Raw genomic sequence first — 24059 nt, forward strand, 5'->3', positions numbered from 1 at the left:
TCCCGAAACGGAAGGGCGCGGAACTCAACTGTTCAAAGACAATGCGGCGGCACACGCCCCGCAAGAGCGTCCTGAACCTGCGACGCACACAGCATCGCCATACGGCGCAAGGCCTGTTCCGTCGTCGCGCCGATATGCGGCGTCAGAACCACATTCGGCGCCCGCAGCAACGGATCATCCGACAGCGGAGGCTCGGGCGACATCACGTCCAGCCCCGCTCCGCCGACATACCCGGTCTCCAGAGCCTTCGCCAGCGCAGGACCATCCACCTCCCCGCCCCGGCTGGTATTGATCAGAACTGCGCCTTTCTTCAGGCGCGACAGCGCCTGAGCGTCAATCGTGGGCTGACCGCTCCCCTGCGCCGGACGATGCAGCGACAGCACATCCGAGACGCCCAGAAGGTCCTCAAGGCTCTGCGCCCGCTCCACGCCCGCGGCCTCGAACACCTCCGCCGGAACGCTCGGAGACCACGCCACAACGCGCATTCCCAACCCCTGACCCGCAATCTGCGCGACATGCCGGGCAATGGCGCCAAACCCCACGAGCCCGATCGTCCGTCCGTGCAGTTCCGTGCCGTTGTTCGTATACCGAAACGCCCAGTTCCCCTCCCGCACGGCACGATCCGCCTCGCACAGACGCCGCATGACCGCCAGCAGAAGCCCGATCGTCATTTCCGCAACGGACCGACTGTTGGTATTGGGCGCATTCGTCACCAGAACGCCCCGCTCCGCTGCAGCAGCCTTGGCGATCCGGTTCGTGCCCGAACCGTGACAGGAAATGATTTTCAGCTTCGGCGCGGCGCGCAGCGCCTCTTCGCTCAGTCCCAGATCGCGCGTAATCACCGCATCCGCGTCGCCGATTTCGCGAATCACCGCCTCCATCGAAGGTTCCGTAGCATAACGGGTCGTGATTCCGGCCTCGTTCAGACAGGTTACGGCATCGGGATGGATCTGTTGTGTAATGAAACACAGACTCATGGTGCTGGTTTTCCACAGTAAAGAAGCTCAAGGAGCGGAATGATGGCATACCGCGCCCGCTTGTCCATGCCCAAAAGCCCCTTCACGCAACCACGGGAAGCTCCCGGATGGCGTAATGGTGTGACAGCACACTGCCGGTCCGCGGATCAGACAGCTCGACGGTAAGACTCTCGGTCCGGACAATCCCATTGAGCGTAGGAACGGTTCCACAGAACATCAGGCTCCCCGGCCCAAAGACCCGGCCCTCCCGCTGCTCCCAGCGCGACACCAGATCCAGCGGATTGAGCAGGGACGCCGCAAGGCCTTCCTGATAAGGCGTTCTTTCAGCCGTAAAGGACCGCAGCACCATCTCGTCCCACCGATCCGCCACATCCGCAAACCGCCAGAACGCCCGACCGCTGACCTTGGGACAAACCTGCTTGGACAACGCCACACTATAGGCTTCGCTTTCACGATCCGTATGGTCGGACCCCACGCCCACCAGCAGATCGCTCTGTGTACGCAACAAAACCGGCTCGACCTCGCCCGAAGTCTGGCCGCCCAGCACATCAATCACAGGCGCCATGCTCAGGGTTTCATGCCCGACCCGGTAAAACAGCGGCACGTCCGAAGGCGGCGCCACCCCAAGGGCCGCCAGCTCGTCGATATGATGCTGCACATCCGCCGCATCCCGCCCGGCCCAGCCAGCCACAATGACCTCCCTGACCGCAGTCAGATCGGGATAGAAAATTTCCATATTTCAGCGTTCCTGTTGGAATCAGTCAGCCACACTCAGCGCGTCCCGCGGGCCAGCATCGCGCCCGCGCCAGAAACGAGAAGTGCCACGACCACATAAAGAGAAATGGACAGTTCGAGATGCGTCGCCCGGAACAGCGTCACCATGATAAGCGGCGCAAAAGCCCCACCCCCCGCAAGACTGCCACAGGTATAAGCGATCGAAGAGCCGGAATAACGGACCTCGACCGGAAACTGCTGGCTGATGAGCGCGCCCTGAACCGCATACATGATGGCGTGAACCGACAGACCAAGACAGATTCCGAAGCCCAGCATGAGCGCCTGATGGGAAGCCGCACACCAGAAAAACACAAACGCGGCAGGCAGGGCGCAAACCGTCCCCACAAGGAAAATCCGTTTCGCCCCCCAGCGGTTGCTGAAGCGCCCCGCCAGCAGCGTGACGATCACCCCCCAGGCCGATCCTGCAAACACGGCCATCAGCGCCGCAGACCGCGTATGCTCCCCCGTCTGGGTCACATAGCTCAGACTGAAAACCGTCAGCAGCGCATACAGAACATCCGGCCCGATCCGGGTACTCGCAGCGATCAGCAGGGAGCGCCCATGATGACGCAGGACCGCGCCCACCGGGTTGGCCAGAACCTCACCCTGCGCTTTGCGTTCGGCAAACTGGGGCGGCTCTGAAAGGGAAGACCTGACCACCCATCCCGCCGCCAGAAGCAGCAGGCTCAGAAACAGCGGCAGACGCCATCCCCAGTCCTGAAAGGACGCGGCATCCATGGAGCGCGTCACCCCCCAGATCACCCCTGCGGACAGGACCGTTCCAAGCCCCGGTCCAAGCTGGGACCATGTCGCCCCCATGCCCATCGCCGTTTCCGAATTCTGTTCCGCCGTCAGAAGGAGCGCGCCGGCCCACTCTCCACCCAATGCGATCCCCTGCAAAAACCGCAGCAGAACAAGCAGAACCGGACTGATCGCCCCAAGCCGCGCATAACCGGGCAGCAGTGCAATCAGACCCGTCGTCAGCCCCATAAGCGCCAGCGTCAGCATGAGAACATGCCTGCGACCGGTCCGGTCCCCGAGCCAGCCGAAAATCACACTGCCCAAAGGCCGCGACACATATCCCACGGCATAGGTCGAGAACGCCAGAAGGGTTCCCATCCACGGCAGCGCCTCGGGAAAAAAGACATGGTTAAACACGAGTGCCGCAAGCGTGTTGTAAACCATGAAATCATACCACTCGAACGTGGTCCCGATCGCGCTCCCCAGAGCAAGACGCACAGGCGACGTCGTCATGCGCCAGAACATCCGCTCACGGAAGATCCAGCCTGCCGGGCGCCTGAGAACCGGTTCGTTTCATGATGCATACAATATCCAAAAGCGTCGGATTTTTATTCCGGAGCATTCATTCTGAACATTCCAATGCAATGCCGTCAAAAGATTTAAGCACAAAAAAGGCCCATAACGGATATTTATACCTCAACATTTATTTTGATGATTTGAATCCCGAACGCAACGACTGTTAGCCTTCCGGAACCATCACTGTCATCGCCCGGCCTGTCTGCCGCGAACAAGGACGCAAACGATGTCTGAATCCGCTTTGCCGATCCCTCCCCTTTTCCACACATCGCCCGAAGACGTCCGCGCGCTGTGCCGGTCCAATACGGCCGGAACCGTCACCGCAGGCATGGCCGCAGGTTTCATCCAGGCCAATCTGGTCATCCTCCCCAAAGCATATGCCGAGGATTTCGCAGAATTCTGCCGCCTGAACCCCAAGCCCTGCCCTCTCGTCGGCATGTCCCAACCCGGCGAATATGATACCCCGGCGCTGGGACGTAACCTCGACATCCGGACCGACCTGCCGCTTTACCGCGTCTGGCAGGATGGAGTTTTAACAGACGAAGTGACGGATATTCTGTCGTTCTGGCAGGACGATTTCGTCGTTTTTGCGCTGGGATGTTCCTTTTCCTTCGAAAACGCCTTCATGGCCTGCAACGTCCCCATGCGGCATTTCGAAACGGGTCTGGGCGTGTCCATGTACCGCACGAATATTGCCTGCACACCCGTCGGACCATTTTCCGGCCCAGTCGTCGTCTCGATGCGTCCTTTCCGCTCGCCAGACCTGATCAAGGCCACGGAAATCAGTTCCCGCATCCCTCTGGCTCATGGCGGACCAGTCCAGATCGGCTTTCCCGAAGAAATCGGCATCATCGACATCGAAAAACCCGATTACGGCGCCCGCACCGAAATCCGCTCCCATGAGTTCCCCGCCTTCTGGGCCTGCGGAGTGACGCCCCAGGCCGTTCTGGCCGCAAGCCGTCTTCCCTTTGCCATCACACATGCTCCCGGCGCCATGCTCGTGACGGATATTCCCATTCCCGATTATGAAAATCTTGTCTCGGAACATTCCGGAAAAATAATATAAACCAAAGTTATGCCTCCACACGCTCAGGATGATTCCGTGCCCTCTGATCACACGCTCTTCCGGGTGGCCGTCCGGCGCATCATCCCGCTGCTGGTCGTCTGCTACATGTTTTCCTATCTGGATCGCATCAATCTCAGCTTCGCCCGCGCGGCGATGGAACAGGACCTCCACTTCTCGGATGCAACCTTCGGGCTGGGCGCCGGGCTGTTCTTCGTAGGCTACATCGTCTTTCAGGTCCCCTCCGCGCTCCTGCTCGAAAAATTCGGACCCCGCCGGACGATCGCCGCAATCATGATCGCATGGAGCCTGATTTCCTTCCTGTTCGTCATCATCAGTACAGCCTGGGAATTCTGCGCCCTGCGTGTCCTGCTCGGCGCCGCGGAGGCAGGCTTTTATCCGGCCGTTCTGTACTATCTGGCCCTCTGGTTCCCGGACTCGATCCGTGCGCGCGTCACTACGGGCTTCCTGATCGCCATACCGCTCTCAGGCGCCATCGGCGGCCCGGTTTCCACCTATCTTCTGGGCGCCTTCGATCAGGTCCTGTCAGTCCACGCATGGAAATGGATGATCCTGATCGAGGCAATCCCGCCCCTGCTGCTCGGACTGACGGTTCTGAAACGCCTTGACGACGGACCGGCCTCCGCCGCATGGCTGGATGCCCCCACGAAACAGGCCATCCTGACCCGCCTTCCGGCCCAGAACATCTCCACAAACGACACGACATCCGTATTCGCTGCGCTGAAACAGCCTGAAGTCCTGCTCCTCGTCGTCATCTGTTTCTGTCAGGCCGTCTGCAATTACGGAATCGTCTTCTGGGTCCCGACCTTCATCGAACAGGTCATCGCTCCCGCTCCCGGACAGCTCGGCTTCTATACGGCCATTCCCTTCGCCGTCGCCGCCCTGGCCATGGTGCTCAACGCCCGCAGCTCCGACAGACATAACGAACGCTGCTGGCATCTGGCCGGCCCTTTCCTGACAGTTGCCCTCTGTCTGGTCCTGACTTTCCTGTTGCAGTCCCACGGCGCAATCGCACTGGTTTTCCTGACCATCGCACTCGCAGCAGCCCTCTGCGTCACAGCCATGATCTTCACCGTAACGCCCCATGTGCTCGAAAAACGCACACTGGCGACAGGGCTTGCATGGATCAACAGCCTTGGCGCGATCGGCGGCCTTGTGGGCCCCTACGGCATCGGCTGGATGCGCGAGCATCTGCACTCTCCGCTCTCGGGGGTCTTTCTGGTCGCAGCCTGTGCCACCCTGGGCGCCATAACGACGGTCTACACGCTCTCCTCGCCCGTCCGGCGGACAGCCTGACCCTCAGGTCACATTGGCCGACACACGTTCCGCAATGGAGATAACGTCCTCGACAATCGCCGAACCATGACTGATCAGCCGCCCTGCGACACATCGCAGCAAAGGAAGCTTCATGCCCGTCTCGAACACCCGAAGCTTCCCGCTGGCCAGATAATCCCGCATGACCGCATAGGGCAGCAGAGCCAGCCCTTCTCCCCCCAGCGTGAGCGCCAGAATGGACGGCAGGGAACTCATGGTGTCCACCCGGTGATGGACGATCCCCTCCCGCGCCAGAAAATTGCGGATCGCCGAATGGGGAATGGTGTTGCGCGACAGGGTCATGATGGAAATCGACGGCGCCTGCCCCAGATCCAGCTTGCCATTACTCGGCAGTGCGAAATGCTCCCTGCCAACCATCGCAGTCTCGTAGTTGCACAGCTCGCTTTCGATCAGACGCGGTGAATTGACCGGCCCCAGAAAGAACCCCACATCCAGCATTCCTTTGGTGATTTTCCGGGAAATTTCATCAGAAACCGAAATCTCCAGGTCCACTGTCAGATTTGGATATTTGTGGCGGATCTCGATCAGAAGATCCGAAATCCAGGTCTGGGAAATGGTTTCGATCGCTCCGATACGCAGGATTCCTGTTGCGTCCTGATGTCCTTTGACCGTCTGGATCATTTCATCACGCAGATCGAGGATCTGACGGGCATACTGCACCACCGTCATTCCGACCGGCGTGAGCGTGATGGATTTGGGGGCCCGATGAAAAATACTGGCCCCCAGAAGCGCCTCAAGATGCGAAATCCGGACGGACACCGCTGGCTGCGTCATCCGCAGGGCATCGGCTGCCGCCCGGAAACTCCCCAGCCGCTCGATCCACAGAACCGTCTCAAGAGACTTGAAATCCATCATGAACGTCTCTGTCCTTTCCTATGCTCCGACAATGACGCCGATCTTTTTACGATACCGGAACAGGAGACCCGCCACCAACCGTACCGGTAAAAAAATATCCTGCCCCGAAGGGCAGGATATCGCAGAACCGGCAGGACAATGGTTCAGGAACAGCCCCTCAGAACTGGAAGGCCGTCTTGACGTAATACATGCCGCCACTGAAGCCGTAAGGCGAGTTGTTGGGATAAATAAACGCATTCTGCAGTGCGGCGCGCGAGGCAGCGTTCGCCTTGCCCGGATAATGATTCCCAAGGTTGAAAGCGCCCCCTGCGATATGCCAGCGTTTGGTGATGTCATATCCCAGTTCAAGATTGGTGATATAGGACGGCTTGGCATAGGTCCACTGGGCCTGCGTCAGAGACGGTGCCGCAACCCATGTATAAGACCCGAAACGCTGCTCCTGCACACGGGCCGAGAACGGTCCGCGATGCCAGACAACCGTCAGGTTCTCAATATTCTTGGGCGAAGAATGCAGCAGATATTCCGCATTCGTCCGGTTGAATGACGACAGCCCAAGCTGCTGAAGGGTCGAGGGGGTCGCGTTATGGTGCGAAATTTCACTATCCGCGATATTGAGGGAGAAGCGGAAGTCGAAATCACCAAGATGTCCAGTCTTCAGATGATAGGCCGTCGTGACGTCCCCACCATTCGTAACCGTATTGACCGGATTGCCGTAATAGGCCGCATACAGCACGTTGGGCAGCCCGGCCGCAGAGAGCAGGCTTTCCACTTCGGTCCCGCCGAACTGGGTGCTGTTATACAGACGGTCGTTGATGGAAATCCGATAGAGATTAGCCGTCAGCGTCCAGTTCGGCAGCAGCGTGGCATCCACACCAATGCTGTAGCTCCGGGACTGCTCACCCCGCAGCTTCGTTGCGCCCAGAACCTTGGCCCAGTTCGAATTCACCGGAAGCTGCGCCGTCCGGTATGTCGGGAATGTCGTTTCGGCAAAGAACCCTTCCTCCGCAAGCGTCGGCGCCCGGTATCCCGTGTTGACGTTCCCCCGGAACGCAAGGTTCTTGCTCACATTATAGCGTGTTCCGACTGACCCCGAAGGATGAACGCCAAGATCGTCATAGCTGACCGCATGGCCACCGAGCGTCCATTCCCATTTGGGCGTGACGTAGAAATCCAGATTGACGTGCCCATCAAAAATACCACGGTTCAGAATGCTGCCAGCCGCCGCAGGAATTCCGAATTTGTCCACCGCACCCGCAGACGCCATTTTTCCGGCATTAGGCCCATCGAGAATGGGAACCCCGCCATTCTCCACAGACGCTTCATCACCCTTGCCAACCTGATAGGTATCGAAACGATAATCGAAACCATAACTCAGATTGACCGGACGTGGCAGAAAGGACGTCTTGATGATCTTCGTGCTGTTGAACCCGGCATCCAGCTCGGTAGAGACAAACTGTCCCGTGTAAAAACTCGTCGGGCTGTCCAGTCCCATCGTGGGATTGTCTGTATCAACAATATGGTTGATCTGCTGATTACGACCATAATTGACGAAGAAATCCCACTGCATTCCCAGAAAACTATGCGCGCGGATACCATTATTGACCTGAAAATCCCATTCCGCGGCATGCCACATCGGCTCCATACCATTCGGATGGAGCGCGCGCACAACGTTATCGTTGGACGGCGCACGATACGTCTCAGGCGCAATGATGTCCTTATGGGCAAAAGTCGAGGTATTGTAGACTTCCCAGTTATCCGTCACCGGATAGGCCATGTTGACGCTGGCGGTTTCAAGCAGCATCCGGATATTGCCTGCCAGACGCTGCACGTCCTTGCTGGCGGTCTCGTTGCGTGGATCCCCCGCAAAATACAGGTTGGACGGATAATCGCCCGAACGGTTGGTGGAAAGCTGGTTGTTGATCTGGGCCGCCACGTTCAGATAACCACCATGACGCCCCAGGGCAAAGCCGTAATCGGCATTGCCATCGAAGGACTGCCCGTCTCCCGCATAAAAGCCGCTGTTCTGGAGATTGATCGAGCCGCCCTTGCTGTCTTTCTTCAGAACAATATTGACCGCACCGGCCTCGGCATCCTGACCGTACAGCGCACTCGCGCCTTCAGTAATGATCTCGACATGGTCAATCGCGCTGACCGGGATCAGGGACAGATCCGCCGGGTCCGTCCCGTAGTTCGGACCGGCCTGATAATAATTGAAATTGGCGTCCACATGCCGGCGCTTGCCGTTGACCAGCATCAGCGTCTGATCCGCGCCAAGATTTCGCAACTGCATCGTCTTGTTGAAGCCGTTGCTGCCCATGCCGCCGAAAGGAGATGACGTCACGGCAGCGGAAAGCTGGGACAGCGCGGCGAGGATGTTGGTCTGACCGGTCTCCTTGAGCTGCTGCGAGGAATACCGGAAAACCTGTACCGTACTATGCTCCCGCGTGGAGGCCGAAAAAACGCTTTCTCCTGGAACCTGCGTCCCGCGAACGGCAATGCTTTCCGTGTCCTTCGCACTGATCTGAGTCACCTTCCTGCGATCCGTTTTTTTAACGGAACGAGAGGAGGCGTCAGTGGGATGAGCAACATGGACGGTCTTTTTCCCGGACGACGAAGTCACGTCCCTGCCCTGTAATGTTCCTTGCGCCAGTGCAGCATGACACAGCGACGTCGTCAGAAGACACGCCGTGCTCAGGGAGAGAGAGCGGGAGAGGTATTTCAAGGCGAACATTTTCACGCACTCCTGGGATCTGGGGATCAAAAGGCAGCTTTCCGCCGGAATTTCTTCATATGAGACGCGATTACCTTCCCTCCGGCAGTGTTCGTTCCGCCCGGTCAGTATTTTCGCTTTCATTTCCAGTTGATAATACGAAAACTTGATACGTTATTGGAACGTTTATCTTGTTATCCGCGCCAATAAATTTCTTTTATACCCCTCTGGGGGACGATCACAGCCGACCGGCCGGACAGGAATCAGTCGATTTTGAACATGGCTTCCACCTCGACCGCCATCCCGGATGGCAACGAGGAGGTCCCGGTCGCGATCCGCACATGGCATCCTGCGTCCCCCAGAACCTCCCCGAACAGATCGGAGGCACCGTTCAAAACTTTGGCCTGCTGTTCGAAGTCTTCCAAACACCGCACCACCCCCGCCACCCGGACGAGCCGCCTGATCCGGGACAAATCTCCCTCAAGGAAATTCCAGACATGCGCCAGGATGTTGAGCCCACACAGCCGCGCCGCCTGCTGCCCCTCCTCGACGGAAAGATCCCTGCCCACGACCCCCTTGTAGCGAAGATCGTCTCCCCAGCGTGGCCCCTGTCCCGCGACAAACAGAAAACCGTCGCAGGAGAGGATCGGCGTATAATTGCCTCGCGGAACACTGACGGGCGGAAGAATTACGCCACCCTCAAGCACAGCCCCCGCCTCACGCACGGATCTGCCTCCAGTCCCCGGACTGGCCCTGCCAGTTGGTGACCATCCCGAGATGACGTTGCAACGTTTTACGGAATACCTGAATCAAACCGCGCCATTCCTCCGCAGCAATTCCGTCCGTCGCAGGCTCCGGCCCCATGAACATCCCGTCCACACCGCCACTCGCCACACAGGCTTCAATACAGCGGACTTCCAGCTCCGGCTCGTGAAAAACAGCCTGATTTTCCACCAGACAGGCCAGAGCCGCCACAAGACCGGTCGCCCCCCAGTTCGAGACATTCGCGACGATAAGATGGTCCGTTGCCGTCTCAGCCGCCACACCACCCCGTCCTTCAATGCCGCAGTCACGGGCCTTGGCGATCTTCTGTTTCAGTTCCGCAGCGATCACACCCATGCCGAGTTCATTGCCGCCATCCCCGATCCCGATGGAACGCAGCCCCCGCACCCGTGCCTGTGCGAACAGGTAGTCCAGATCCGCAACCATTCCATCCAGCGGACGGCCACCCAGACCATGATACAATCCCCTGTCATTGACGCCAGGCCGTTCGATCGCAATCAGGAGGCTCGGCTGAACCTGATCGAGCAATGCATCGCACGCTTTGCGACTGCCGGCGTCATCCTTGGGCACAGTCGCAACATAAACCGGCCGCAGATAGGGAACCGGTACGATCTTCCCGTCTGCGGGCAGATCGAACGGTGCAAGACCCGCGCCGCGACAGGTCGCGAACATCATCTCCCGCCAGTCCTCGTCCACGACAATGACCGTTTCGCGCGACAGGCCCAGAAAGATCGAGCGCGCAATAAATGCAGCGCCCACAGGCCCATCCGTTTCCGGAACGCCGCCGCCTTCGGGGAAACCCGTGGCGATCAGAACAGGCCCCGGACGCTCCGCCACCTGTCCGACAATCATCTCGGCCGCAGCCATGCACATGCTGCCCGGCTGACGCTTCTGGAGCGCAGCGTAAATCATGCCGATACTGCCAACACCCGTATAATCCAGCACCATGAAGTCATCAATGGTTGCGGACAGACGTTCATACAGCGCTGTTCCACTCTTCAACATTCTGAATACGCCTTTTATTTACAGTATTGAAGAATAGACAGACGGATCGACATTCCCGCCACTCAGCACCGCCACCGTCACCTTCCCCCGTACATCGAGCTTTCCCGAAAGAATAGCCGCAAGCGGTGCGGCTCCGCCGGGCTCCGCCACAAGTTTGAAATGCTCGAAGCAGTTGGCCATGCCGACCCGGATCTCGGCATCATTCACAACCAGACCGTCCGCCAGCAGGGCGTGATTGGTCGGAAAGGTGAGTGCGCCCGGCGTAGGCACCATCAGCGAATCACACAGCGTGTTCATGCCAGCCGCGTTCTCGACCCGATGCCCGGACGCCAGCGATCTGGCCAGATCGTCAAACCCTGCGGGCTCCACGGAATAGATGGACGTTTCCGGGCGACAGGTGCGGACAGCCGTCGCAATCCCCGCCACCAGTCCACCGCCACTCGCACTGGAAAGCACATTGTCGGGCATGACACCCAGCTCCCGGCACTGCTCCATGATCTCAAGGCCCACCGTGCCCTGACCCGCCATGACGTTGAAATCATCATAGGGCGGAACAATGACGGCGCCCTCGGATTCCGCAATCTGCGCGCCGATTTCCTCGCGGTTTTCCGTCGCGCGGTCATAGAGCCTGACCTTGGCGCCATAACGGCGCGCACCCTCGATTTTCATCTGCGGGGCACTCTCGGGCATGATGATATGAGCCGGAATATCCAGCAGCGCACAGACCGCCGAAATCGCCAGGGCATGATTTCCCGAAGACCACGCCACCACACCGCCGCGCCGTTCGCCCGGCGTGAGTTGCAGAATACGGTTACAGGCCCCACGAAACTTGAACGAACCCGTTTTCTGAAGCATTTCCGGTTTAACCAGAATACGCCCCCCCAGCCTTTCGTTCAACACGGGACTTTCAAGAAGAGGCGTCCGGACCACATGATCGCGTATGCGACACGACGCTGCGAATATTTCGGAAAAATTCAGCGTTCTGTTTTCAGACTGCATCACAGATACTTTCCCCACTTCTGATGGGGTCATCATTCTTTTCAAACGTTTCTCAAATCAAATATTATCTTTGTATAACCCGCCATAAAGAACGCTTATGCCTGCCGCACCTTCGCGCCCGATGCGGCCTCGCGTTTCGCCTGAAAAATCCCGTTTTTAAAAAATCTCCAGTTGACAATGATTCTCATTATCGAAATAGGAAGGGTAAATTTAGTTTTAATGAAGGCGCTCCATGAGTTTCTCCCGGCTTATCTGTGGTACGGCGTCCTGCCTCGCCCTGAGCGCACAGATCGCATCCGCAACCCCCTCTGATCCGCAGGACAAGCGCACGGGGAAAACCACGTCCGGCCAGACCGCCGGGCCTGCGCAACCGAAAGCGACGGGTTCGCCTGCCGAAATCATCACCGTCACCGCAACAGGCCTGTCGCAGGCCGGAGCCTCGACCAAAACCCGCACACCCATCATCGAATCTCCCCAGACGATCTCGATCGTCAGCCGCGACGAAATCGAACTGCGCTCCTCCCCCACCATCGCCGACGCCCTCGCCTACACCGCAGGCGTCCAGGCCGAACCACAGGGCATCGACAACCGGGTTGACGAAGTGTCCGTGCGTGGATTTGGGGCGGGCGGTTTTTCATCGAACAACAATTTCGTGGACGGCCTGCGCCTGCCCGCCGGCGGCCAGTGGACGCGCACATCGTTCGATCCGTTCGCCCTCCAGCAGATCGACGTCCTGAAAGGCCCCTCCGGAGCATTGTACGGCCAGACGGCGCCCGGCGGCGTGGTCAATCTGGTCACGAAACGTCCGACGGAAAAAAGCGAAGGCGAGTTCTTCCTCCAGAGCAGCGGATATACCGATCTGGAAAACTGGCAGGGGCAGGCTTCCGGCGATATATCGGGAAAACTGACCCATAGCGGCAGCCTCACGGGCCGGATGGTCGCTCTGGCGAAATATGGCGGCACACAGGTCAATGATGTCACGGCAGGCCGCTATTATGTCTCGCCCAGTCTGACATGGAAATTCGCCCCCCATTCGACATGGACACTGCTTGCGCAATACCAGCGCGATGTCGGCGGCTCGACATTCCAGTTCCTGCCCGCAACAGGCACGCTTTACGCATCCAAAGGCCGCTACATCGCCAATGATGCCAATATCGGCGAACCCGACTGGAACACATTCGACCGCAATCAGGCTCTTTTCGGATCGTTCCTGGAACATCGCTTCAACCGTTTCCTGACGGTTCGGAACAACGTCCGCTACACCTATCTCGACACGCTCTACCGCTCCACGGTCCTCTCAGGCGATACGCTTGCGAAATGTACCAGTACCGTTGCGGGATGCGTGGCGGGAGAGACGGTCAACCGCCGCGCCGTCGAAGGCCGGGGGCGGTCACAGGGCGTCGCCATGGACACACAGGTCGAAGGCCATGTCCGCACCGGCCCCGTACGTCACCTCATCCTTGCCGGAACGGACTATTTCTATACGGACTGGAACCATGACCGCGATCTCGTCAGCGCGACACTGGTCAAGCCGCTTCTGAACATTTTCGATCCTGTCAGCCGCGGCAGCGCGGGTTACGAAAGCAACCTGTCCCCGCAGGTCTATACGTCCACGGTCAGCCGCCAGAACGGAATCTATTTTCAGGACCAGCTCAAGTTCGAGCGCCTGCGCGTTACGATCGGCGGCCGTCAGGACTGGGCCAATGACAACACCTACAATATCCTGACCCGCAAACGCTACATCACCCCCTCGCAGGCCTTCACCTGGCGCGCGGGCGGCGTCTATCTGTTCGATAACGGACTGGCACCCTATTTCAGCTATGCCCAGTCCTTCCAGCCGACCGTCTCCGATCCGTCCACGGCCAAGAACGGCCTGCCCTTCAAGCCGACCACCGGAGACCAGTACGAAGCCGGCATCCGCTACCAGTACGGCAAGAGCATCTATGTCACGTTCGGCGGTTATCAGATCACCCAGAAGAACATGACGACCCCCGACCCCGACGGCGAAACCTGCGGCACCGCGACCTGCCTGATCCAGACAGGCAAAGGTCGCGTCCGCGGCCTCGAACTCGAAGGGCGCGCCACCCTTCCATGGGACATGGCCGTGATCTTCACCGGAACGCGCAGCGACGCCCGCATCCGGCAGTCCAACACGGCAGGGCAGATCGGCAACTACCTGCCGCAGGCCCCGAAATGGATGGCCTCGCTCTTCATCGACCAGCGCATCCGCTACGGCGCTCTCCGCGGTCTGGGGGTCGGCGGCGGCGTGCGCTACACCGGCACAAGCTACGGCGACACGGCCAATAAACTGGCCATCCCGGACTACACACTGTTCGACACTTTCCTCCGCTACGATGTCGGCGATGCCCACCCCGCCTATAAGGGCCTGATGCTCTCGCTCAACATGCGCAACGTCGCCAACAAGCGCTTCGTCGCAACCTGTACGGCGGTGGCCGCCTGCTATTACGGACAGGGCAGAAATCTCACCGCCCGGCTGGAATACCGCTGGTGAGTCCGCCCCTGTCCTACGCTCTCGCAACCCTGTTCATCGCAGGGGGCGGAGCACTGCTCTATGCATGTTCCGCCAACCAGAAACTCCTGAACCACCCCCTGCAAGGCAACATTCCGGTTCTGCTCGGGGTCGGGTTTCTGCCTGCCGGAACGGCCATCCTGACAACCACAACGAGCTTCTGCACCGCCTGCCTGATGAGCATGACCCTGCTCATGATCGTCTGGTGCCTGCTGCCATTGAGCGCATCTCTTCTCGCGGCCAGATCCCGTCCATGACGAAGCTGCCCCAAACCCTCGACAACCGGCACTGGGTCGCGAAAGTCTCCGCCGCCATCCTCGCGGGCGGCGGGATGACGTTCGCCATCATGGCCGTCCTCGGACGACTCATCGGCGCCAATGGCGACCCCAGAAGCCTCTCTGCCCAGGCCCTGATGTGGCTGACGGCCGTTCTCTGGGTGCTGATGCTGGGAACCTGCTTCCTGTTCTCCACGGGCCGCCGGGCCTGGGCGGTGCTGGGCGGGGGCTGCGTCGCCTTCTGGGGTCTCTTCCTGCTCCTGAGAGCATTATCCTGATGAAAATCCGCTCCGACATCCTGCGCGTCTACCGCGAGGTCCATAGCTGGGTCGGGATCTGTGCCGGACTGCTTCTGTTCGTGGCGTTCTTCGCCGGTGCGATCAGCATGTTCGAACAGCCCCTCCAGAACCTGACCTCACCCCAACTCGACATGCCGCCCCCGGTACCTTTGTCCAAGACACCAGATCTGCTCGAAAAGGTCTTCAGCGCCTATCCGCAGGCCCGGCAGACCTACACAATCCTGCTCGCCCCGGACCGCACCCTTCCTGGCCGCCTGGCATGGCCTGTACACCCGCCCCACGGCCACGACGCAGGGCCGATGTTCGTCGCAACGCTTGCCCCCGACGGCGCGCTGGTCGTCCGTCAGCAGGCCATCACCCCGGTCGCGCATTTCATCGACATGCTGCATCAGGAACTGGGCATCCCCCTGCCCCATGCAATCAGCCGACCGTTCATGGGCATCATCGCGCTCCTCTACGGCATGGCCCTGATCTCGGGCGTGCTGCTGTTCCTGCCCACGCTGGCCCGCAACCTGTTCGCGTTCCGCTTCCGCGAGGGACCGCGCAAACTCTGGCTGGACCTGCACAATCTGCTGGGTTTCTTTTCGCTGCCCTTTCACATCGTCATGGCCCTGACCTCTGTGGTCTTCGCATTCCATGACCCCATTTTCGCAGTGCAAAGCCGGGTTTTCGCCACATCCCATGCCTCCCAGCATCTTCCGACGCATACAAGGCCTCATCCCATCACTGCGGACCAACACCCCGACGCACGGCTCCTCACCCCGACCGAACTCGTGACGTCCCTCGGAACACAGGCCCCTGGCTTCGTCCCCACCACACTGGCCTATAGCCAGGGCCATGGCGGCATGATGCTGCGTGTCAGCGGGCAGGACAGCCGCTACAGCATGCGCGGCCCCACGGCAGGCTTCGCCACGGTCGATCCCCGCAGCGGCAAAATCCTGTCCGCAGATTATCTCCCCGGCCATCAGAAAACCGGCTTTGCCATCCTGACGGTTTTCTTCGCCCTGCATTTCGGCAGTTTCGGCGGCAACGCAATCCGCTGGGGCTATGTCGTTCTGGGTCTTGCAGGGGCTGGCATGTTCTATACCGGCAACCGGCTCTGGATCGACGCCCGCCGCCGCCGCGAAAAAGCGGCAGGCCTTCCCCATGACAGCCTCCCCACCAGCATTCTGGCCCGCCTGACCCCCGGCTGGACCGCAGGCTGCATCAGCGGAACCGGCGTGATCCTTCTGGCAGGACTGCTAAAGCCTGACCTCATGACCGAAACCGTCGTGACCTCCGCATATTACGGCGTTTTCCTCGGATGCATCGCGGTCTTCCTGTTCAAACCCCAGAGGCTCCGCTCAACGCCCCAGTCAACGTCTCAAATGTCCTGAACGCAGCGCCCCTCAAAAATACGACGCGTGGGGCGCAGACCGCCCACCCAGTAAGACAGTTCATGCGGGCCAGTCACATCCCACAGCGCCATATCCGCCCGCATCCCCTGCCGCAGCATACCCACCTGCTGCCCCAGCCCCAGAGCCCGCGCCCCCACGGACGTCACCGCCCGGAAGCTCTCTTCGGGCGTCAGACGAAACAGCGTGCAGCCCATGTTCATGACGGCCGTCAGCCCCAGAACAGGGGACGTCCCCGGATTGCAGTCTGTCGCAAGTCCGATACCCACGCCATGCTCACGCAGCAATGCGACAGGCGGAAGCTGCTTTTCGCGGATGAAATAGAATGCGCCAGGAAGCAGCATCGCAACCGTCCCATGACGCGCCATGCTCATGACAGCCTGCTCATCCGCATATTCCAGATGATCCGCAGACAACCCATGATACCGCGCGGCCAGAACCGTCCCTCCGCCCAGAGAAAGCTGCTCGGCATGAATGCGGACGGGCAGTCCGAGCGTCTGGGCCGCCTCGAACAGGATTTCCGTCTGGGCGGGTGAAAAGGCGATCGTCTCACAGAACGCATCCACGCTATCAACCAGCTTTTCTTCATGAAGAACCGGCAGAACTTCCTCGACCAGAAACGTCACATACGCGTCCGCACGCCCCTGATATTCGGGCGGCACCGCATGCGCGCCCAGAAACGTCTTGTGCACACGGACCGGCAGCTGCTCGCCGATCGCCCGCGCCACCCGCAACTGTTTGAGTTCGTCCGCAAGGGTCAGTCCGTAGCCTGACTTCACTTCCAGCGTCGTGGTGCCTTCGCGGATCATCGTACGCACCCGCTTGAGGGACGCCTCCAGAAGCTCCTGCTCCGATGCCGCGCGCGTCGCCGCAACCGTCGAGAGAATACCGCCGCCCTTGCGCGCAATCTCCTCATAGGACGCCCCGTTCAGCCTTTCCGCGAACTCACGACTGCGATCGCCCGCAAACACGACATGCGTATGCGCGTCGACCAGCCCCGGCGTCAGCCAGCCGCCGCGCCCGTCCTCGATCCGGATGGCCAGATTTTCCGGCACATCCGGCAGATCCGCCTGCGCGCCAATCCAGCAGATCGCCCCGTCGTGCACGCCCACTGCACCATTGCGGATACATCCATACCCATCCCCGGCCGTGACGAGAGCCTCACCACCCGTCGCAAGATGGACATTGAGCCAAAGGACGTCCCACATGGTTCTTCTCCGAATTGTTCCGGTTACGGTGATATATGTATATACATATCAGTCAATCCCATTATGATCCTGCCCGGAAAACGGAACCCGCTTGCCCAAAGCGCCTTCCCCTCGTGCAACCTGGAATTTTGTTATGACCGAAGTGTTTGCAAAACAGGCCCTCCTGCCACAGGGGTGGCGCCGCAACGTCCAGATCACCATCGCCGCTGACGGGACGTTCACCTCCGTCACCCCCGACAGCACACCTGGCCCGGATATGCAGCTTCTGGACATGGTCGTGCCCCCGCAGATCAGCCTGCATTCCCACGCCTTCCAGCGCGCCATGGCAGGACTGGCAGAGCGCCGACAGAACCCGGACGACACCTTCTGGACGTGGCGCACGCGCATGTACCAGCTCGCGCATCGCATCTCCCCGGAGCAGATGCAGGACGTGGCCGCCTTCCTGTATATGCAGATGCTCAAGGCCGGCTACGCGCAGGTCGCCGAATTCCATTACCTGCACAACGCCGTCGACGGACGCCCCTATGCGTCCCCGGCCGAAATGTCCTCACGCCTCGCCGCAGCCGCCACCGATGCAGGTATCGGCATCACGCTCCTCCCCACCCTCTACGCCCGTGGCGGGTTTGACGGCAGCCCGCTGAACGACGCCCAGAAACGCTTCGCCAGCACCCCGGACATGATCGCCCGCATCCTGTCCGACCTCCAGTCCGACTGGCACGGTTCGCCACTGGTGACGGCCGGGATAGGCCTGCACTCCCTCCGCGCCGTGGACATCCACACCCTCGGCGACCTGCTCCGCGCAGCAGGCCCCGCCGCCCCGATCCATATTCACATCGCCGAACAGCAGCGCGAGGTGGAAACCTGCCTCTCCGTCACGGGACAACGCCCCGTAGAGCATCTGATGAGCCACCTGCCCGTCGATGCCCGCTGGTGCCTCGTCCACGCCACCCATCTCTCGGCCGAAGAAGTCACCGCCATCGCCCGCTCCGAGGCCGTGGCCGGTCTCTGCCCGATCACGGAAGCCAATCTGGGAGACGGCATTTTCCCGTTCGAAGCCTATGTCGCGCAATCAGGTCGCTTCGGCATTGGCAGCGACAGCAACGTCCTGCTCAGCCCGTGGGAAGAGCTCCGCCTTCTGGAATATGGCCTGCGCCTGCAAAGCCAGAGACGCTGCGTGGCCCTCCCCCCGGACCACAAGGGGTCGATCGGCGCATGGCTGTACCGCCAGAGCCTCGCCGGGGGGACGCAGGCCAGCGGCCTGCCCCTCAGCGGCCTGCAACCCGGCGCCCGCGCCGATCTGTGCGTCCTCGACGAACAGGCCCTGTCCCTGCCGGACCTTCAGAACGACGACATTCTCGACTCTGCCATTTTCGCGACCTCAAGCCCCCCCGTCCGGCACGTCATGTGCGCCGGACAATGGCGCATCACCGATGGCCACCACCCCGACGAAGCCCGCCTGACCAGGGCTTTTCATGCAACCCTGCGCACCCTGATGGCTGCCTGAGATTTCCCGGATCACAACCATGACGACCGTTTTTTCCTTTACTCCCGGCACCCTCCCGATCCTGATCACAATCCCCCATGCGGGCGACCGTCTGGCGCCGGGCATGGACGAGCGCATGACCCCGCGCGGCAGAAAACTGCCCGATACCGACTGGTACATGGAACATCTCTATGCCTTCGCGCTGTCAAAAGGGATCGGCATCCTGCGCGCAAATTTCTCCCGTTATGTCGTGGACCTGAACCGAGGCCGGGATGACGCCGCCCTTTATGCCGGACGGCCCAGCACGGGTCTGGTGCCGCTGCTGGGCTTTGACGGACAGCCCATCTATCAGGACGGTCAGGCGCCGGATGCCGACGAAATCGCCGCACGGACAGAGCAGTACTGGCAGCCCTATCACGACGCCGTACAGGCCGAACTGACGCGCCTCCGGGAACAGTTCGGATGGGCGATCCTGTGGGATGCCCATTCCATCTGCTCGGAAATTCCCAGACTGTTCGAAGGGCGCCTGCCGGACCTGAACTTCGGCACCAACAGCGGGACCTCCTGCGCACCCTCACTGGCCGAAGCGCTCCTTGCCCGCGCAGAAACGCTCACCGCCTACACCCATGTCCGCGACGGCCGATTCAAAGGCGGCTACACAACGCGCCATTACGGCCAGCCAGCGGACAACATCCACGCCATCCAGCTCGAAATCGCCCAGTCCACCTATCTTGCCTCAGAGCAGGACCCCTGGCCCATCGACCTTCAGGCCGCCGCCAGTCTCTCGGCCGCCATCGAACCCCTGTTGGCAACAGCCGCAGACTGGCGCCCCGAAAGCTCCTGAACATCAGCCGGGGGCAACGCAATACAAAAGGCCGTCCCCGGCCGATTCCAGCCGCCTGCCACTCCCTTCCGGCAGCACCAGATACGCCCCGGCCACGCAGGTCCGGGGCTGCCCCGACGCTCCCTCAAACACCCAGCATCCCCGCGCGACAACCACCGCGCGCGCCGCAGACACTTCAAAACCCGAAGCATCCCCGCCCCGAACCGCCTCCATCCGCCACGGGCGGTCCGCAGGATGCATCAGGTTCACCACCTGAACCGGCCCGTCCACAAGAACGGCTTCCACATCCAGATCACCGGAAAACGTCAGAATTTCCCCGGCCCGGACGACTTCCCGCTCCGTCCCGTCCGAAAGACGAAGCCGCACGCCCTGCCCCGTCAGCAGCGCAATCTGCCTCGAAATTCCCGGAAACCGCGAGAAAGCGCCATCCTGCGTAATCTCCGCAACGCTCAGACGCCACTCTTCGCCAGAAACAATGACCCGCGTCAGGCCACCACCGTTTTTCCACGCCTGCGCGACAAGGTTTTCAACCGGCTGCGGCCCACGGGACAACGGGAAAAGATTGTCATTTTCCGGATCCGGCTTCATATGGTCATACGCCTGCTTAGGGGTGTGTCTCATATGTAAGTACAACAACCCGGCAGGATCAGAAATGCTCTCCCGCCCACAGAGGGCAGACCAGTCCTCAAGAGAAGAAAAGGCAGCGGGCGCCGTGTCGCAGATCCTGGACAAGACGAAGACCATCGCACGTTACGAGCAGGTGAAAGCATTCATCATCGAACGGATCGACTGCGGGGAATGGAAAGTCGGCCACCGCCTCCCCTCCGAACATGAATTCGTCGAACAGCTCGGTATTTCCCGCATGACGATCCACCGGGCGCTGCGGGAACTGACAGCCGAAGGGATCGTCCGACGGGCACAGGGGGTCGGCACCTTCGTGGCCCAGCCCGCCAAACGCGTCGAACTTCTGGAAATCCGCGATATCATCGACGACATCGTCGCCAGCGGCCACCAGCACCGCGCCGAAGTCATCGCCGTGGAGACGGTGCGCGCCGACAGCGATCTGGCCACGGCGTTCGAACAGCGCCCCGGCACACGTCTGTTCCGCTCCCTGATCGTCCATTACGAAGACGATGTGCCCCTTCAGCTTGAAGAGCGCTACGTCTCTCCGCATTTCGCCCCGGATTATCTGGAACAGGATTTCACCCACATCAATCCGCACCGCCATCTCTACGGAATCGCCGGACCGGAAGAAATCGAACATGTGGTCTTCGCCGTCACGCCGCCGCAGGAGATCTGCACCCTTCTGCAACTCGACGAACCGGAAGCCTGCCTGCAACTGATGCGCCGCACATGGGTCGACGGCCGCGTCGTCATGAAGGGCATCTTCACCTATTCCGGCAACCGCTACAGCTTCGGCGGGCGCTACCGCCCCTAAAGACAACACCCTGAAAACAACGCCCGGCGGATTGACGCCCCCGACACGCCGCCTCTAGAGTTCTCTCTTGTATAGACAACCAAGAGACCCGCCGTGACCGAACTTCTGCTCGATCAGCCTTTCTCTCCGCAGGACATCTGCGACATTGCCCGGAACAGAAAAACGGTCCGGCTGTCGCAGGCCGCGCGGCAGCGGCTTGAGGACGCCAACCGGCGCCTGCGTGTGCTGGTCGAGAGCAAGTCCGCCGCCTACGGCCTCAATACGGGCGTGGGCGGCCTGTCGGACACACGCATCACGCCCGAAAAACAGTCCACTCTCTCCCGCAAGATTCTCTTCAGCCATGCCACGGGGCTCGGCCCGCCCCTCAGTGCCGAAGCAACGCGCGCCATCATGGCCTGCGCCGTCAACCAGTATTGTCTGGGCTATTCCGGCCTGCGCGCGGAGATCGTCGATCGCCTCGTCGCTTTCCTCAACCACGATTGCCTGCCGATCGTGCCAAGAGACGGATCGGTCGGATATCTCACACACATGGCCCATATTTCCCTGACCCTGATCGGTCACGGAACGCTCCGGACCAATGCCACGGAACAGCCCGCCGCCGAGGTGCTGGAACGGCTCGGTTTCACCCCACTCGTTCTTGAAGCCAAGGAAGGGCTGTGTCTGGTCAACGGCCTCTCCTGCGCCACCGGAATTGCCAGCCTCGTCACGGAAGAAGCCGCCGCCTGCCTCCACTGGGCAGATCGGATCGCCGCCGCAACTTTTGATGTCCTTGGCGGACAACAGCGCGCCTTCGATCCACGCTCTGCAAACCTCCGCATCCCGCCCGGCCATCGCGCCGTCTCACAAACCCTCAACCAGAATCTGGCAGATTCCGCCCGCCTTGCGGACGCCCGTGGCCAGCGCACACAGGACGCCCTGAGTCTGCGCGCCATCCCCCATATTCATGGATCGGTCCATGACGCCCTGACCGGCATCCGCCACACCGTCACACACGAACTGCAAAGCCTGTCCGACAACCCCGCCATCATTGAGGACGAAACAGGCATCGGCGCATTCTCCGAAGCCCATGCCGTCGGCGCCAGCATCGCCCGCGTCATGGACGAAGCCGCCATCGCGCTGGCCTCTCTGGGCGCCGTCTCCGAACGCCGTCTGGACCGCATGGTCAACCCCCTGCTCAGCCCGTTCCCGGCGTTCCTGTCGAGCGATTCCGGCACGGGAAGCGGCTTCATGATCGCGCAATACACGGCGGCCTCGCTTGTCAGCACCAACCGCCGCAACGCCCTCCCCGCCAGTCTGGATGGCGGCATTACCTCAGGTCTTCAGGAAGACATTCTTGTCCACGCCACACCAGCGGCTCTCAAGGCACGGGACGTTGTCGCCAATACGCGATCCATTCTCGCGATCGAACTTCTGGCCCTCTGTCAGGCCGTGGACCTCGCCGGCCTCACCGGAAAAATCGCCCCCCGAACGCTGGAGCTTTACAACAGCGTGCGGGCCGTCCTGCCCCTTTACGAGGAAGACCACCCGCTAGCGGACGATATCACCCGACTTGAAGCCCTGATGCAGGCCGACCCTCCGTGCCGGACGCCCGGATCTCCCTGAGGAGAACAGGCAGCCCGAACGGAAGGCTGACCACACAGGCCACACACCCGGCAATGCCAAGCATCGTGAAAGAGGCATGATCAACAATCAGCCCCCCAAGCGGTGCCCCCAGGGCATATCCCATACGGTCCATGCCGCCGCAGAACGTCCCGACCCGACCCGTATGATCCAGCGCAGCTGCACTTCCCAGCAGCCACGCATAAGACAGCATGGAACAGTTCCAGTAGATGATGACGCCCGCCGTATAGCTCCAGGAATCCCACGCGCAACACGCCAGCAACCCGCCCACGCCCGTTCCCACCAGCGTCAGCGGCAGAATGATCTCCCGCCGCAGCCGCTGCGCCAGCGCGCCGACAATGAAACTGACCAGAACGCTGGACACGATACCCACCGTCGAGAGAAAAACGATATAATCAACTGACAGATGAATGGCCCGCCCGACCCGCTCGGCAAAGGACCACGCCATGCTCGATCCCAGAGACGACCCCACCCAGATAAACAGCAGCGCCACCCCGCCACGCGTCAGACGCATCTTTTCCGTACTCTGCCGGACCGGCAATGGGGGCGCATGGCGCAGTGTTGCCATGAACGGCGCAATCACCGCAACAATAACCGCGATCCCGACAAAAACCCCCAGTTCGCCAAAACTGCGCGTGGCGTAAGGGATGGCGTCGATCACCGCCACCAGAACGATCAGCCCCCCGCCATTGGAAATGGCATACATCCGGTCAGGGTTTTCACTCGCCGACGCCGCACAGACATAGGACCGCCCCAGCAGCGCCTCGCCCAGACCAAACAGAAGCGCACAGCCCCACGTCCATGCCGAAGAAGACAGGCCTGTCGCCGTCAGCAGAGACGACAGAACCGCCAGCCCCGCACCCAGAAACGCCGTCATGACCACCGAAACGCGCCCCGTCAGACGGGACAGCACCACCATGAAAACCGCAAAGGAAATGATTTCGAAAAAGCCGAACATCCCCGCCCGACTGGCGGACTGATGCAGCCCTGACATCAGTGCATCAATCTGAAAGGGCATCACGGACGAACCGAGATACGCACACCCGGAGCAGATGCTGAGCCCCAGAGACAGCAGCAGAAGCTGCCGCCCCGGAAGATAACGGGTCGCCTGTATCCCTGTCATGATGAT

At 60.8% G+C, this 24059-nt stretch carries 21 protein-coding genes; 10 read left to right on the top strand and 11 right to left on the bottom strand.

Going from position 1 to position 24059, the window contains the following annotated elements; translation table 11 throughout:
* Positions 1-32: 32 nt before the first annotated feature.
* The 3 genes from GAL01_RS12240 to GAL01_RS12250 form a co-directional block, all read right to left on the bottom strand.
* Complete coding sequence (locus GAL01_RS12240) at positions 33-977, bottom strand: hydroxyacid dehydrogenase (protein WP_062032508.1); 945 nt, start codon at positions 975-977, stop codon at positions 33-35.
* An 82-nt stretch (positions 978-1059) separates the two neighbouring features.
* Entirely contained in the window at positions 1060-1713 is a 654-nt protein-coding gene (locus tag GAL01_RS12245) for a DUF2848 domain-containing protein (RefSeq protein ID WP_062032503.1), read from the bottom strand.
* A 35-nt stretch (positions 1714-1748) separates the two neighbouring features.
* Positions 1749-3005 (bottom strand): MFS transporter, encoded by a 1257-nt coding sequence (locus GAL01_RS12250; protein WP_197458992.1) that lies wholly within the window; start codon positions 3003-3005, stop codon positions 1749-1751.
* Between the two features lie 289 nt (positions 3006-3294).
* On the opposite strand from GAL01_RS12250, the gene GAL01_RS12255 reads away from it, so the two are divergent.
* Positions 3295-4134: a putative hydro-lyase gene (locus tag GAL01_RS12255; RefSeq protein ID WP_062032495.1), complete on the top strand. Its 840-nt coding sequence runs from the start codon at positions 3295-3297 to the stop codon at positions 4132-4134.
* 36 nt (positions 4135-4170) lie between these two features.
* The gene (locus GAL01_RS12260) at positions 4171-5448 is read left to right on the top strand and encodes an MFS transporter (protein ID WP_231865415.1); all 1278 of its coding nucleotides are present in this window, start codon (positions 4171-4173) and stop codon (positions 5446-5448) included.
* Positions 5449-5451: 3 nt separating this feature from the next.
* Here the strand turns inward: GAL01_RS12260 and GAL01_RS12265 are convergent, their stop codons facing one another.
* From GAL01_RS12265 to GAL01_RS12285, 5 genes are all read right to left on the bottom strand, one after another.
* Positions 5452-6342 carry a LysR family transcriptional regulator gene (locus GAL01_RS12265; protein ID WP_231865414.1) on the bottom strand — a complete coding sequence of 297 codons (891 nt, stop codon included), beginning with the start codon at positions 6340-6342 and terminating at the stop codon, positions 5452-5454.
* A gap of 157 nt (positions 6343-6499) precedes the next feature.
* Positions 6500-8872, bottom strand: coding sequence for a TonB-dependent receptor plug domain-containing protein (locus GAL01_RS12270; RefSeq protein ID WP_231865413.1), 2373 nt, complete (start codon positions 8870-8872; stop codon positions 6500-6502).
* Positions 8873-9315: 443 nt separating this feature from the next.
* Positions 9316-9777: a RidA family protein gene (locus tag GAL01_RS12275; protein WP_062032488.1), complete on the bottom strand. Its 462-nt coding sequence runs from the start codon at positions 9775-9777 to the stop codon at positions 9316-9318.
* A complete protein-coding gene (locus GAL01_RS12280) occupies positions 9770-10840 on the bottom strand; it encodes a DUF4392 domain-containing protein (protein ID WP_099253315.1) in 1071 nt (356 codons plus the stop codon). Before GAL01_RS12280 ends, GAL01_RS12275 begins: the two co-directional genes overlap by 8 nt.
* An 18-nt stretch (positions 10841-10858) precedes the next feature.
* Positions 10859-11875 carry a threonine ammonia-lyase gene (locus GAL01_RS12285; RefSeq protein WP_408735591.1) on the bottom strand — a complete coding sequence of 339 codons (1017 nt, stop codon included), beginning with the start codon at positions 11873-11875 and terminating at the stop codon, positions 10859-10861.
* A 196-nt stretch (positions 11876-12071) separates the two neighbouring features.
* Between GAL01_RS12285 and GAL01_RS12290 the strand changes: the two genes are divergently transcribed.
* The 4 genes from GAL01_RS12290 to GAL01_RS12305 are packed head-to-tail and all read left to right on the top strand — an operon-like array spanning position 12072 to position 16319.
* Entirely contained in the window at positions 12072-14351 is a 2280-nt protein-coding gene (locus GAL01_RS12290) for a TonB-dependent siderophore receptor (RefSeq protein WP_062032484.1), read from the top strand.
* A complete protein-coding gene (locus GAL01_RS12295; RefSeq protein WP_062032481.1) occupies positions 14348-14626 on the top strand; it encodes a hypothetical protein in 279 nt (92 codons plus the stop codon). Before GAL01_RS12290 ends, GAL01_RS12295 begins: the two co-directional genes overlap by 4 nt.
* Complete coding sequence (locus tag GAL01_RS12300) at positions 14623-14922, top strand: hypothetical protein (RefSeq protein WP_062032476.1); 300 nt, start codon at positions 14623-14625, stop codon at positions 14920-14922. The genes GAL01_RS12295 and GAL01_RS12300 overlap by 4 nt, the downstream gene beginning before the upstream one ends.
* Entirely contained in the window at positions 14922-16319 is a 1398-nt protein-coding gene (locus tag GAL01_RS12305) for a PepSY-associated TM helix domain-containing protein (protein ID WP_062032473.1), read from the top strand. The genes GAL01_RS12300 and GAL01_RS12305 overlap by 1 nt, the downstream gene beginning before the upstream one ends.
* Here the strand turns inward: GAL01_RS12305 and hutI are convergent.
* Positions 16307-17545 carry an imidazolonepropionase gene (hutI, locus tag GAL01_RS12310; RefSeq protein WP_062032469.1) on the bottom strand — a complete coding sequence of 413 codons (1239 nt, stop codon included), beginning with the start codon at positions 17543-17545 and terminating at the stop codon, positions 16307-16309. The genes GAL01_RS12305 and hutI overlap by 13 nt on opposite strands.
* Positions 17546-17678: 133 nt before the next feature.
* Between hutI and GAL01_RS12315 the strand changes: the two genes are divergently transcribed.
* Together GAL01_RS12315 and hutG are read left to right on the top strand one after the other, a co-directional pair.
* The gene (locus GAL01_RS12315) at positions 17679-19049 is read left to right on the top strand and encodes a formimidoylglutamate deiminase (protein ID WP_062032465.1); all 1371 of its coding nucleotides are present in this window, start codon (positions 17679-17681) and stop codon (positions 19047-19049) included.
* 19 nt (positions 19050-19068) lie between these two features.
* The gene (gene hutG, locus GAL01_RS12320) at positions 19069-19872 is read left to right on the top strand and encodes an N-formylglutamate deformylase (protein ID WP_174694487.1); all 804 of its coding nucleotides are present in this window, start codon (positions 19069-19071) and stop codon (positions 19870-19872) included.
* 3 nt (positions 19873-19875) lie between these two features.
* On the opposite strand, the gene GAL01_RS12325 is transcribed toward hutG, so the two are convergent.
* Positions 19876-20460 (bottom strand): HutD/Ves family protein, encoded by a 585-nt coding sequence (locus tag GAL01_RS12325; protein ID WP_062032457.1) that lies wholly within the window; start codon positions 20458-20460, stop codon positions 19876-19878.
* A gap of 124 nt (positions 20461-20584) precedes the next feature.
* Here GAL01_RS12325 and hutC point away from each other — a divergent pair, with 124 nt between their 5' ends.
* Both hutC and GAL01_RS12335 read left to right on the top strand, forming a co-directional pair.
* The gene (hutC, locus tag GAL01_RS12330) at positions 20585-21310 is read left to right on the top strand and encodes a histidine utilization repressor (RefSeq protein ID WP_062032547.1); all 726 of its coding nucleotides are present in this window, start codon (positions 20585-20587) and stop codon (positions 21308-21310) included.
* Between the two features lie 93 nt (positions 21311-21403).
* The gene (locus GAL01_RS12335) at positions 21404-22912 is read left to right on the top strand and encodes an HAL/PAL/TAL family ammonia-lyase (protein ID WP_062032453.1); all 1509 of its coding nucleotides are present in this window, start codon (positions 21404-21406) and stop codon (positions 22910-22912) included.
* Here the strand turns inward: GAL01_RS12335 and GAL01_RS12340 are convergent.
* Positions 22851-24053 carry an MFS transporter gene (locus GAL01_RS12340; RefSeq protein WP_062032450.1) on the bottom strand — a complete coding sequence of 401 codons (1203 nt, stop codon included), beginning with the start codon at positions 24051-24053 and terminating at the stop codon, positions 22851-22853. The genes GAL01_RS12335 and GAL01_RS12340 overlap by 62 nt on opposite strands.
* Positions 24054-24059: the final 6 nt, after the last annotated feature.

Source organism: Gluconobacter albidus (genome assembly GCF_002723915.1).
Lineage (GTDB): Bacteria > Pseudomonadota > Alphaproteobacteria > Acetobacterales > Acetobacteraceae > Gluconobacter > Gluconobacter albidus.